The sequence below is a fragment of the Psychrobacter piechaudii genome, from assembly GCF_900162825.1.
Taxonomy (GTDB): domain Bacteria; phylum Pseudomonadota; class Gammaproteobacteria; order Pseudomonadales; family Moraxellaceae; genus Psychrobacter; species Psychrobacter piechaudii.
The window spans coordinates 1-12,382 of the sequence record NZ_FUGE01000097.1; the positions used below are offsets into that span (position 1 = coordinate 1).

12 protein-coding genes are annotated in these 12,382 nt (G+C 42.7%); 7 read left to right on the forward strand and 5 right to left on the reverse strand.

Going from position 1 to position 12,382, the window contains the following annotated elements; translation table 11 throughout:
* From A1019T_RS04410 to nhaC, 5 genes are all read left to right on the forward strand, one after another.
* A partial coding sequence (locus A1019T_RS04410; RefSeq protein ID WP_143514078.1) for an RNA-guided endonuclease InsQ/TnpB family protein occupies nucleotides 1–273 on the forward strand: 273 nt, incomplete at its 5' end.
* A gap of 28 nt (nucleotides 274–301) precedes the next feature.
* Nucleotides 302–1,396: a 4-hydroxyphenylpyruvate dioxygenase gene (hppD, locus tag A1019T_RS04415; RefSeq protein ID WP_077450590.1), complete on the forward strand. Its 1,095-nt coding sequence runs from the start codon at nucleotides 302–304 to the stop codon at nucleotides 1,394–1,396.
* Between the two features lie 209 nt (nucleotides 1,397–1,605).
* Nucleotides 1,606–2,445, forward strand: a complete 840-nt coding sequence (phhA, locus tag A1019T_RS04420; RefSeq protein ID WP_077450591.1) for a phenylalanine 4-monooxygenase — start codon at nucleotides 1,606–1,608, stop codon at nucleotides 2,443–2,445.
* Nucleotides 2,446–2,615: 170 nt separating this feature from the next.
* Nucleotides 2,616–2,957 (forward strand): 4a-hydroxytetrahydrobiopterin dehydratase, encoded by a 342-nt coding sequence (locus tag A1019T_RS04425; RefSeq protein ID WP_077450592.1) that lies wholly within the window; start codon nucleotides 2,616–2,618, stop codon nucleotides 2,955–2,957.
* Nucleotides 2,958–3,020: 63 nt separating this feature from the next.
* Nucleotides 3,021–4,406 (forward strand): Na+/H+ antiporter NhaC, encoded by a 1,386-nt coding sequence (gene nhaC, locus A1019T_RS04430; RefSeq protein ID WP_077450593.1) that lies wholly within the window; start codon nucleotides 3,021–3,023, stop codon nucleotides 4,404–4,406.
* Nucleotides 4,407–4,519: 113 nt separating this feature from the next.
* Here nhaC and A1019T_RS04435 read toward each other — a convergent pair whose 3' ends face one another.
* The 5 genes from A1019T_RS04435 to A1019T_RS04455 form a co-directional block, all read right to left on the reverse strand.
* The gene (locus A1019T_RS04435) at nucleotides 4,520–5,299 is read right to left on the reverse strand and encodes a hypothetical protein (RefSeq protein ID WP_077450594.1); all 780 of its coding nucleotides are present in this window, start codon (nucleotides 5,297–5,299) and stop codon (nucleotides 4,520–4,522) included.
* A gap of 129 nt (nucleotides 5,300–5,428) precedes the next feature.
* Nucleotides 5,429–6,226, reverse strand: a complete 798-nt coding sequence (locus A1019T_RS04440) for a MipA/OmpV family protein (RefSeq protein WP_077450595.1) — start codon at nucleotides 6,224–6,226, stop codon at nucleotides 5,429–5,431.
* Nucleotides 6,227–6,286: 60 nt separating this feature from the next.
* On the reverse strand, nucleotides 6,287–7,033 hold the full coding sequence (locus A1019T_RS04445) for a rhomboid family intramembrane serine protease (RefSeq protein ID WP_077450596.1): 747 nt from the start codon (nucleotides 7,031–7,033) through the stop codon (nucleotides 6,287–6,289).
* A 193-nt stretch (nucleotides 7,034–7,226) separates the two neighbouring features.
* Nucleotides 7,227–8,438: an alpha-hydroxy acid oxidase gene (locus tag A1019T_RS04450; protein WP_077450599.1), complete on the reverse strand. Its 1,212-nt coding sequence runs from the start codon at nucleotides 8,436–8,438 to the stop codon at nucleotides 7,227–7,229.
* A gap of 57 nt (nucleotides 8,439–8,495) precedes the next feature.
* Nucleotides 8,496–8,798 carry a glutaredoxin family protein gene (locus A1019T_RS04455; RefSeq protein ID WP_077450597.1) on the reverse strand — a complete coding sequence of 101 codons (303 nt, stop codon included), beginning with the start codon at nucleotides 8,796–8,798 and terminating at the stop codon, nucleotides 8,496–8,498.
* 173 nt (nucleotides 8,799–8,971) lie between these two features.
* Here A1019T_RS04455 and mtgA point away from each other — a divergent pair, with 173 nt between their 5' ends.
* Nucleotides 8,972–9,649 (forward strand): monofunctional biosynthetic peptidoglycan transglycosylase, encoded by a 678-nt coding sequence (gene mtgA, locus A1019T_RS04460; protein ID WP_077450598.1) that lies wholly within the window; start codon nucleotides 8,972–8,974, stop codon nucleotides 9,647–9,649.
* Between the two features lie 127 nt (nucleotides 9,650–9,776).
* Nucleotides 9,777–12,002, forward strand: coding sequence for a polyphosphate kinase 1 (ppk1, locus tag A1019T_RS04465; RefSeq protein ID WP_095532563.1), 2,226 nt, complete (start codon nucleotides 9,777–9,779; stop codon nucleotides 12,000–12,002).
* Nucleotides 12,003–12,382 lie beyond the last annotated feature (380 nt).

A 12,382-nucleotide genomic window follows, 5' to 3' on the forward strand; every position in this document is an offset into this window, starting at 1 on the left:
GATGCAGGATGGTTTGAACTTAAACGACAACTGGAATACAAATGCAAGCATGCAGGTTGTCAGTTTGAGATCGTAAATGAGAGTTACACTACCCAGACCTGCTCGTGCTGCCACAAAATAAGTGACAGTAGTCCAAAAGGTAGAGCAGGTTTGCGAATAAGAGGATGGACTTGTGCTGAGTGTGGCACATGGCATGATAGAGATATCAATGCTGCTAAGAATATCCTTGCGGTCGGGCTTGACCGTCTAGCTGTAGGAATCCCCTCGGTTTAGCGAGGGGAGGAAGTCAATTGACAATCCAATGGGCTTATGTGGTTTCGATTTTGTCGAATTTGCATCGCCCGAGCCAAAACTGGTAGAAGAGTTGTTTCAAAAACTCGGCTTTACCCACGTCGCCAACCACCGATCAAAAGATGTTGCCTTATATCGTCAAGGGGATATCAATCTTATTTTAAACCGAGAGCCTCACAGTCACGCCAGCTACTTTGTAGAAGAGCATGGTCCTGGTGCATGTAGTATGGGCTTTCGTGTAGCTGATTCTCGCAAAGCGTACAAACGTGCGATTGAGATGGGCGCTCAGCCTGTTGAAGTTCCCACCGGGGTTATGGAATTAAAATTACCAGCCATCAAAGGCATTGGCGGCTCTTTAATCTATTTGATTGACCGCTTCGAGGAAGGCAGCTCAATTTATGATATTGATTTTGAGTTCTTACCAGGAGTGGACAAGCATCCAAAAGGCTTTGGTTTTAAGCTTATCGATCACTTAACCCACAACGTTTATCGCGGACGTATGGCATATTGGGCCAATTTCTATGAGCGTATCTTTAACTTCCGTGAAATCCGTTACTTTGATATTAAAGGTGAATATACCGGCCTAACCAGTAAGGCCATGACCGCACCAGATGGGAAGATTCGTATTCCTCTAAATGAGGAAGCCCGTCAAGGCGGCGGTCAGATTGAAGAGTACTTGATGCACTTTAACGGTGAAGGCATTCAGCACATTGCGCTGCTAAGTGACAACCTATTAGATAGTATCGACAGGCTCAAAGAAGCGGGCATTCCATTGATGACTGCCCCAAATGAGACCTATTATGAGATGCTCAGTGAGCGTCTTCCAGGTCATGGCGAAGATGTGAAACAGTTACAAACCCGAGGCATCTTGTTAGACGGTACCACAGAAGGTGGTAAACCAAGATTGCTGCTTCAAATCTTCTCAGAAACCATCTTAGGTAGCCCGGTATTTTTCGAGTTCATCCAGCGTAAAGGCGATTATGAAGAAGGGTTTGGTGAGGGTAACTTTAAGGCATTATTTGAATCTATCGAGCGTGATCAGTTACGCCGTGGAGCCATTGAAGTTGAGGGCTCAGATGATGATGCAGACATGGCTGCAGTTTAAGAACTGAAGCCTAATAAAGGTTAGGGGTAAGTCTTAGCGTGCTTATCATCAAAATCAAACGATAGGGTAGTATGGGTTATATAAAAGGAGGCAATCTAGCCTATATCGACCTAACCCCTATCGAAGTGTTAATTGAGTCGATGTTACTTACCCCTAAACTAACCGCTAATTGCACAATTAATAGTATAAATAATAGAAGGAAAGCTGGCATGGAACGCACTGCTTCACCTACCCAAACCTCCCTGATGCACAATCAGCATTCGGTATCCTCGGTACCGACCAAAGAGCCTTATGTGTCTCATAGTCCTGATAGCAATGGGCTTATCCATTATAGCCAGCAAGAAAACGAGATGTGGCAAGCTTTGTTATCGCGTCAAGAAAAGCAGATTCCTAACCGAGCCTGTCTAGAGTACCTTGAGGGGCTAGAGAAGCTTAATCTGCCCCCAAACAATATTCCTCAGTTAAGTGATATTGACGAGGTGCTACAAAGCACAACAGGTTGGCGAACAGCGGCTGTCCCAGCTTTAATTAGTTTCGGTAAGTTCTTTAAACTGTTGGCCAATAAGCAATTTCCTGTGGCAACCTTCATCCGCCGCTTAGAGGATATGGATTATATTCAAGAGCCTGATATCTTTCATGAGATTGTCGGGCACTGTCCGCTACTGACGCATCCTGCCTTTGCGGCCTTTAATGAGGCTTATGGCAAATTAGGCCTTCAGGCAAGTAAAGAAGAGCGAGTATTTTTAGCCCGTATGTATTGGTTCACTATTGAGTTTGGTTTGGTGGGTCAAAATCTAGAAGAGCGTCGTATCTATGGTGGCGGTATATTGAGCTCTCCGTCTGAGACGGTTTATGCCTTAAGCGGCGAACCTGAATATCGAGAATTTGATTTGATAGATGTACTACGAACCCCTTATCGTATTGATCATATTCAACCTATTTATTATGTGATTGATGACTTAGACAGTTTGTTTGATATTGCAAACAGTGATGTGATGAGCTATGTGAAAAAAGCCATGTCGTTGGGCTTGTTTGAGCCTACTTATTAATTGTGGCTAGTTATTAATTGAAGCTGACTCGGATCCATTACTAATGAGGCTTGGTGGACATGATTCATATCAATAAAATACCAATCATAGCCCTATTTTAAGATTTAACACATTTAAAGTTCAATTTAATTCAATTCAACACAACTAAAAACCATTAAAAGGACTCTACTATGACAACCTTATCTCAATCAAGCTGCGAAGCGTGCCGCATCGGTGCCCCAACGGTGACTCAAGATGAAGCCAATGAACTAATGACTCAAATTCCTGAGTGGTCATTGGTCGAGGTCGAGGGTATTAAGCAGCTACATCGTGTTTATAAGTTCAAAAACTTTATGGCAGCCATGAATTTTGCCAATGAGTTGGCTGAAATTAGTGAGGCTGAAGGCCATCATCCCGGTATTTTAGTAGAGTGGGGCAAGGCAACGGTCAGCTGGTGGTCACATAGCATAAAAGGGCTGCATCGCAATGATTTTGTTATGGCAGCAAAAACAGATGAACTGTTTGCCAAATAACCACTCACACTTCTCTTTAAATAAAAATGGATTTCTAAGACAACGGCAACATAAGGATATGTTATGCCTCCACAAATATTAACTCAGGTTTTGCCAAAACTGGCGTTTATACTCTCCACGCTGATAATTTTAATTATGGGCGTGACCATGATCGGTTTTGGTTGGGTCCCTCATTTATCACTGATACTTGCCCTCTGTTTCCTACTAGCAGTGGGTCTGTTTAAAGGCCTAACTTTTGATGATATGCAGATGCAAATGGCAACCGGTATCATGCGCGGTATTGGGGCTATTTATCTGTTCTTCTTTATTGGATTGATGGTCGCAGCATTGATGATGTCAGGTGCGATTCCAACCCTGATGTACTTTGGTTTTGAGCTAATTTCACCTGAGTTTTATTATATCTCAGCGTTTGTTTTAACTTCGATTATTGGGATTGCACTGGGCAGTAGTTTGACCACAGTGGCCACTTTAGGGGTAGCTTTTATTGGTATGAGCCATGCGTTTGATGCCAATGTCGCTATTGCGGCGGGTGCGGTAGTATCCGGTGCTTTTTTTGGCGATAAGATGTCGCCCTTGTCTGATACCTGTACCATTGCAGCGTCAGTCGTAGGCATCGATTTATTTGAGCATATTCGTAATATGGTGTATACCACTGTGCCTGCTTGGCTAATTACTGCGCTTTTATTTTGGTTTATGTCGGGTGACACTTCCGCTTCTGACTTAAGTCAAGTGACCGCTTTGCAAGCGCAGCTTATTGAAAGTGGGTTAGTACATAGCTACGCAGTATTGCCTTTTGTGGTATTAATAGCACTGGCTTTAATGCGAGTGAATGCCATCTACACCATCATTTGCACCATTATTGCCGCCCTTATTGTGACTTATATACACAGTTCACCCACTATTGGTGAGCTAGGGGATTACTTCTTTGGCGGTTACCATCCAGCTAAAAATTTAGAGCTTGGTGAAGTAGGGGGTATGCTATCTCGGGGTGGCGTAAATAGTATGTTCTTTACCCAGACCATCGTTATCTTAGCATTGAGTTTGGGCGGATTATTAACAGCATTGGGCATTTTGCCAGCACTTTTATCTGGTATCAAAGATAGCCTAACCAGCTCGGGCCGAGCCATTGCTGCCGCGGCTATGTCTGCGTTAAGTATTAACATCCTAATTGGTGAGCAGTATTTAAGCTTGCTGTTATCAGGAACAGCCTTTAGACCGGTTTTTGAGCGATTAAACTTACACCCAAAAAATCTATCACGTACCTTAGAAGATGCAGGCACCGTCATTAATCCTCTAGTGCCTTGGAGTGTCTGTGGTGTGTTCATTAGCCAAGCGTTGGGCGTACCAGTGCTCGATTATTTGCCTTATGCCTTCTTCTGTTATTTGTCATTCTTGTTGACTATTTTATTCGGTTATACCGGTATTACTATTACTAAAACTACAGATTAGATGCCGTAATTGCTAGAGGTGATATAACACTCTAATCAACCAAAAAAAACCTCAATTTATAAATTGAGGTTTTTTTATAAAGTCTTATTCACAGTCAAACTAATAAAGTCAGTTTAGTGCTCTTGGCTGGGCTCTATGGCATCAGAGATAGGATTGAGTGGGCCTTTTAACAGCTCAGGCTCATCTTTTGGCGTAATGATGTCCTCAATATTTGAATTAGCAAGAAGATCGCGAATATTTACTTTGGTTTTTAAAATCAGCTGTTCTTCTTCAGTCAGACCATAGTTGACCTGAACCTTGTGTAAGATGCTAATGATTTTTTTATTGCGTTTTAACCAGCGATTAATATCTAGGTACAGCACATTGTCTTTTGGCTTGACGATATTAATTTTATGTAAAATCATACCTAACGGATCTTTTTTTAGAACGCTATGGTAAAACCAAATCAAAAGCTTAATACCATAACGCTTAAAAACAGAATCACAATGTAGCTTTAATACATCGGTATTGGTTAACTGGCCAAATACAAAACGCTGTACATCACGATCGATTTGAACATGTACCAACTCAAAATTACTGGCGACTTCAACGTAAATACCCTTGATATCAATGGTACAAAACAGTCTAAACCAGTCCTCGTGAAGCTCAACCCTAAGCTCTAAAATGGCTGCCACATTGTCTGTGACAAACTTTTTTAGAGCGCCATTTACTTGCTCTTGGCTAACCGGCAATGAGAACTCATCATCGATAGAGTTGGCCGCCTTACCGTAAGCCGACTTTACTTTGGTAGTGACATACGACCAAACCTCTGAGATGCTAAACTTCATGCCCTCATCAAAGTCTTCAAAAGACTTATCAGGAGCGCTACTGATAGTTTGTTGAGTTTGTTGCACGTAAGTTCCTCTTAATTTAAGCCAAAATGTTAAAAATAGTACAAGAAATAGGCATCACTATAGCCAGTGAGTCAGCTGATATATTAAGTACGTGCAGCGATTATACCTGCAAATATACCTGCGAAAACATTAGAATTGGTATAGAACGCCAAGGGTAGTTTTGTAATCAACCCGACTATCTACCATTGGGCTATCACGCTGCTCATCGGCTAAAAAGTTAACAGATTGACCTAAGAATAAGTCCCAGTCTTTATTAATGGCATAAGTGCCGTTGACACTGATATAAGGACTGATACTTGAGTCTGGTTTATAGCGGTCTAAACTGGTTTTGTCGGCTTCTTTTTGACTGATACCGTAGTAATACTCGTTATAATTACTGTCTACCCATTCAAGTCCAGCACTAGGATAGATGGTCCATTTACCTGGGGTTAATTTTGCCAGATAGCTCAGTCGAGCCACGGTACCATCACTGCGTCCAGCGACGTCAGTTGAGAGCTGGGCTTTAAAGCCACCGATAGGAGTAGTGCGCATATAGCTTGCCCCCACTAATCCTGACCATTTTCTTTCGTCAAGCTGGGCTAAGTCGCCTTTAGCATCATCAGGGTCAAAGCTTGGACCGCCTGGTTGTACAAATGCCAAAACTTCATTACTGCCATCATTTACTAGATAGGTTCCTATCTGATTACCACGGGCATAATATTTGCCATTATCAAAAAATATGCTAGGTAATACAGAGACGTCATTGTCATCCAAATCGTATGCGCTGTTGTTCCATCTAAGGTTAACCCCTAACTGTACACCCAGCTTTTCATTTTCGCTGGTCGATACTGTGGGAGCCGTTTCAGCTTGAGCTGAGGCTAGCGTAAGTACCCCAAAAGATAGGGTAAGAGCCGCTGTGTTCAGAAGTTTGCTGGTCAAGATTTTCATTGGGATACTCTTATTTTGATTAGGGGCTGTAGCGAAAAAGGAAGTGTTAAATTCAATTAACTATAGCCCTATCTGTAGATGTAAGTCTAGCCATAACTTATAAAATATAAGCGCAATAATAGCAAAAATTAACCAAGGTAAGGCTTTAAAAGAAAGTTTATTATTGTGTGTAGAATACCGATAGCCCAGCATAATACCAACAGCTAGAACAGCACCGGTTAGTGCCCCACCAATATGTCCTGCATTGTCGATACCTGGGACAGCAAAGCCGTACATTAAGTTGATACCCATGATAATGGCCAAGCTTTTTAGTTGAGGATTGCCGCCTTTTGCGGGGAAGTTGAGTAGGGTTTTCTTTAATAACTCAACCATTAGCAGGGCCATGCCGATGCCCATAATGCCACCAGAGGCACCCGCTGAAATACCTGGGGCTCCGTCATTGTGGAAAATTTGCCACCAAGTGACATAGTTGTTCAATAGATTTCCGCCCACAACCGAGAGCAAAAATAACAGCAGGAACTTCACGGAGCCAAAGGTCACCTCGGCCACTTGACCGAAGTAATACATCGCAAAACAGTTGAATAATAAATGCATTAAGCCTATGTGTAAGAAGCCACTGCTAACCAAACGCCATGGCTCATAGCCTATGCTATAAGGCAGTGCGTTGGCTCCCCACTTTAGGAGTGACTCTAAGCTGGGCTCGTTAATATCTACCCCTGAGGCTATTTGAAACACAAATAACCCCACAAAGCTTAATAATAATAAGACGGTGACCGGGGCACGGCTGAATAAAGTAGAGATAGGCATAATATCTTTTTATAATATAAGGTGCGGCTATTTTAGCATAGCTAAAGGCACAGTATGCCCATCACGCTGTTATATCAAACCCTTAAAAAGTGCTTTGATAAAGAAGTTCGAAAATACCTATATTAGTTAGTTAGCAAACGTGTCAGTCATAATAAGATTTGCCTTAGGAAGGGTTTATCCTAAGGCACCTCGGCTAACCCCAACGGATAGGGGCTACTTGCGGAATAGAAGTTTTTAGATATTCATAAGTCCCTTTGACTAAGATGTCATCGGTGACATTATTAATATTGGTATGACCACAGAAGGCCATGGTGATGTCGCACTCATTATAAAGGATCTCTAAAGCACGGCGCACACCATCTTCCCCATAAGCGCCCAATCCATATAAGAATGAGCGGCCAATCATTGTGCCCTTCGCGCCTAAGGCAATGGCTTTAAGCACATCTTGTCCTGAGCGGATACCGCTGTCTAACCAGATTTCAATATCGCTTTTTTCAGCTTGTACCGCTTGAACAATATCAGATAGACAGGCAATAGAGGAGGGCGCCCCATCAAGCTGACGACCCCCATGGTTAGAGATTACCATGGCATCCGCACCACTGCGGGCAGCCAATATCGCATCTTCTGGTTCCATGATGCCTTTGATGATAAGTTTGCCGCCCCACATATCTTTAATACGGGCCACATCATCCCAGCTTAGGCTGGGGTCAAACTGTTCCGCTGTCCACGATGACAGAGAAGATAAATCGCCGACACCTTTAGCATGACCGACAATATTGCCAAAGGTACGACGTTTGGCGCCCAGCATATTAAAGCACCATTCAGGCTTGGTCATTAGGTTTAGGATATTAGCCAGTGTTGGCTTAGGTGGCGCTGACAGACCGTTTTTGATGTCTTTATGACGCTGACCTAGCACTTGTAAATCTGCGGTTAAAATTAGAGCAGAGCAGTTGGCCTCTTTAGCACGGCGAATTAGATTGGCCATGAAATCTTTATCGCGCATAACGTACAGCTGAAACCAGAAGGGGTGATTGGTGTATTCAGCCACATCTTCAATAGAGTTGATACTCATGGTCGATAGTGAAAATGGGACACCAAAGTCCTTGGCGGCTTTGGCAGCATGCATTTCACCATTGGCCCACATCATGCCGGTAAAACCAGTAGGGGCAATGGCAATCGGCATTTTGACTTCTTCACCGATCATGGTGGTGGCAAGGCTACGGTTGTCCATATCCACCAAAACCCGTTGACGCAGTTTAATACGATCAAAGTCGGTTTCATTATTGCGGTAAGTGGTCTGCGTCCATGACCCAGAGTCAACATAATCATAGAACATACGAGGCACTTTACGCTCAGCTATTCTGCGCAAGTCTTCAATTTCAGTGATTTTTGATAAATCTTTCATGGTAATACACTCATCTGATGAGGGCATCGAGCGATGTCCTAAGGCTAATAAAAATTATCACTGCCACGCCATGAGATCAACAACAGAAAAAGGGTGATTTATTTGTTGTGTCGGGGTCAGTACAACCGGAATAATAGTGGCAAACTGCATCATAAAGTCTTCGTCAAAGTCAGCAATATCAACTTTTTCAATAGCCGTTGCCGTTACACTAGAAAATAGCCTAAGCGTATTTTCAGCTTCATCACACAAGTGGCAGCCTACCGTGCCTAATAAAAACCAAGTTTTTTCAGCATTATCAGAGTCCAGCTTCAGCTGAGCTTGTTGCATAATTAGCTGACGGGTAGTGGTAATATCAGTCAAAATGTTATCCTATGCGGCTCTTTTAATTAGTTTTCACTGTTTGGTGGTCTTTGCTTTATATCACTTAAGTTGATTAAGCGCTTAATAGATAGCTTCAGAAAAGACCGCTACCAGTCAGCGTTAACTTAGTTTATCATTGTTTTAATTTTAACCGTTAGCCGAGTCAAAAAATTATGACGGCAGTTTTTACTATTCTTAAGCGTATCTTTTGGGCACTAATGATGTTGGCGGTGGCTTTCTATATCGCTGTCGCTGGTCTGTTGATGGTATGGAAGACCCAGCCTATTAACAACAGCATGTTCATGGTGGCCCACCGTTTGGGTGGGGGTGATGTGACCCAAACTTGGGTTGAGTATGACAACATTGCTAAGTCTGCTAAGCAGGCAGCGATTGTTAGTGAAGACTCCCGTTTTGTGAGTCATCATGGCTTTGATATGGACGGTATTGAAGCGGCGATGAAAAAGAATGAAAGTGCGGGAACGGTTGCGGCTGGTGGGTCGACCATTACCCAGCAGTTGGCAAAAAACCTATTTTTGACCTCACATCGCTCCTACGTTCGTAAAGGACTTGAAGCCAGTATCACAGTGATGATTGAAGGGATGTGGGACAAGAAGCGTATCTTGACCGCTTATCTGAACGTGGCTGAGTTTGGCAATGGTATCTATGGCATCGAAGAGGCTGCTAAATATTATTTCAATAAGCCTGCTAGCAAGCTTAATCGAGATGAATCGGCCTTACTAATTAGTATGCTAACCAATCCTAAATATTACGAAAAAAACATGAGTAATAAGCGACTGCGAAATAAGCAGCGAATTATTATGCGCCGTATGCATCAGGCGGTATTGCCTTAATGCCTTTGTCAGATTTGCGTAGTAAAGTATAAAACAAAGTCTTTTTTTGAGCTAAATTACTACGCAAAAAATGATTACCTATCATCCACAGATATCACAGAGATAAACAAAGGAGGCGAGTTGCATTATGACCACTACTACAGCCAATAAGCAGAATGAGACAAAAGACAAGTCACAACAGACGGGTGCTGATAAAGCAGTAAGTAACTCAGTGGTTGAGTTAACTACCTTGGACTGGGAACGTTATGAAGATGGCACTTACTCACCAAACAGCTATATCAACCGTGAGCTTTCTTGGCTCCAGTTTCATTTAAGAGTCCTAGCTCAAGCGACCAATCCCAGTCATCCTTTGTTAGAGCGTTTGTTCTTCTTGATTATTTTCTCCTCGAACATGGATGAGTTTTTTGAAATTCGAGTTGCAGGGCTTATGCAGCAACTTAATCACGGCAATATCTCGCACAAGCCAGATAAGATGCGTCCCAGTGAAGTGCTGCAAGAAATATCAGATGTGGCTCATGAAGCCATTGAAGAGCAATATCGTATTTTAAATGAAGAGATCTTGCCTGCCTTGGCGGAAGAAGATATCCGCTATTTGAAGCGCGACGAGCTAACCCCAAAGCAAGCGCAGTGGATGAAAGAGTATTTTATTGAGCAGGTGATGCCGGTATTAACCCCGATTAGCATTGATCCGGCACACCCATTCCCGCGCCTAGTGAACAAAAGCCTAAACTTTATGGTGAGCCTAGAGGGCAAAGATGCCTTTGGTCGTGATATTAATCTAGCCGTCGTTCCCGCACCTCGCAGCCTACCACGCGTTATTCGTTTACCTGATGAGTTAACCGGTGGCAAAGAGCACCACATTATGCTATCGGCGGTGATTCATGAGCATGTGGGTAAATTATTCCCAGGCATGAGCGTCACCGGATGTAACCAGTTCCGCCTCACTCGAAATGCTGATCTTAAGCTGTCTGATGATGTAGAAGACATCGCTAAAGCGTTAGAAGGGGAGTTAGACAACCGCCGTTTTGGGGACAAGGTTCGCCTAGAAGTGACTACCAATTGTCCTAAACAAATCAGTGATTATTTGCTTAATGAATTTGGGCTTCATGAAAAGCAGTTATATCGAGTTAATGGACCAGTAAACTTAACCCGTTTACTGTTTGATTTTGATATTCCCAAGTTACGCTTTCAGCCATTTTCGCACATCATGCCTAAGCCTTTTAGACGAGAGTCTTTTGACAAAGGCGAGAGTATGTTTACTGCTATTCGCCGTGGTGATGTGTTGGTACATCATCCCTTTGAGTCATTTAACCCTGTGGTCAATATGATCTGGCAGGCGGCAAATGATCCTAAAGTTTTGGCCATTAAACAGACCTTATATCGTTCAGGCAAAAACTCAGAGATTGTGAAAGCCTTAGCTGCCGCTGCCAGAAATGGTAAGGAAGTAACGGCTATTATTGAGCTGCGTGCCCGTTTTGATGAAGCATCGAACATTGAAGTGGCCAATATGCTCCAAGAAGCAGGTGCTGTTGTGGTTTACGGTATCGTCGGTTATAAGACCCATGCCAAGTTGATGCTGATTGTGCGCCGTGAAGACAATAAGATTCGCCGGTATGTTCATTTAGGGACGGGTAACTATCACGAAGGTAATGCGAAAGCCTATACCGACTACGGTTTATTTACCGCAGATCCTGATATCTCAGAAGATGTGCACAAGATTTTCCAAGAGCTTACTGGCATGGGCAAAGCAGCCAATGTTAATAAACTGCTACATGCACCCTTTACGTTACATACTCAGTTAATGTCATTTATTGATGATGAGATTGCCAATGCCAAAGCCGGCAAAAAAGCCCACATTATCGTCAAATGTAACGCTTTAACTGAGCGTAATTTGATTGATAAGTTATATGATGCGTCACAAGCAGGGGTGAAGATTGAGCTTATTTTGCGTTCTATGAGCTGTATCCGTCCACAAGTGAAAGGCTTGTCTGAAAACATTACCGTACGCTCTGTTGTGGGCCGCTTCTTAGAGCATACCCGAGTGTATTATTTCTATAATGGCGGGGAGGAGCGTCTTTACTGTGGGAGTGCGGACTGGATGAGTCGTAACTTGTTCCACCGTGTTGAGGTGGCCTTCCCAGTAGAAGACCGTAAGTTATTTAAGCGGGTTTACCAAGATGGCTTAATTAGCTACTTAAAGGATAATGTACAAGCTTGGGAGTTAAAAGGTGATGGCAGTTGGCAGCGGATTCAGCCTAAACCAGGTGAAACTCCGTTTATTGCCCAAGACTATCTGCTACAAAAAATTAATAATGTCTCAGATATCGTGGCCCACCCAGCACAACAGCAATAGTATTGTCTTTTGATATAAGTACTTGGCTAATAGTAAAAAAAGCAACTTTGGTTAACAAAGTTGCTTTTTTTCAACATAAATAAACACAAAGCTACGTGTTACCAGTAGTCTATTAACCATTAATCCCTATATGATAATAAGCATAACCAATAAGTTATAACCCTAAACGTGTTTGAGTAGCCCTCGATCTGCAAGGGTCAAACTCCGCTCTAATGCTTGATTTTAATGATTAGGTTAAAAAATAGTCAGGTTAAAACTTAAATTAGTCCCATTCACAAGGAATATATTATGAGTAACGATAATAATAAAACGGATATCGAGCAAGCAGTTGAAGAAGTGAACCCAAGTGAAGTTAGTGAAAACCTAGACCCTAATAATGC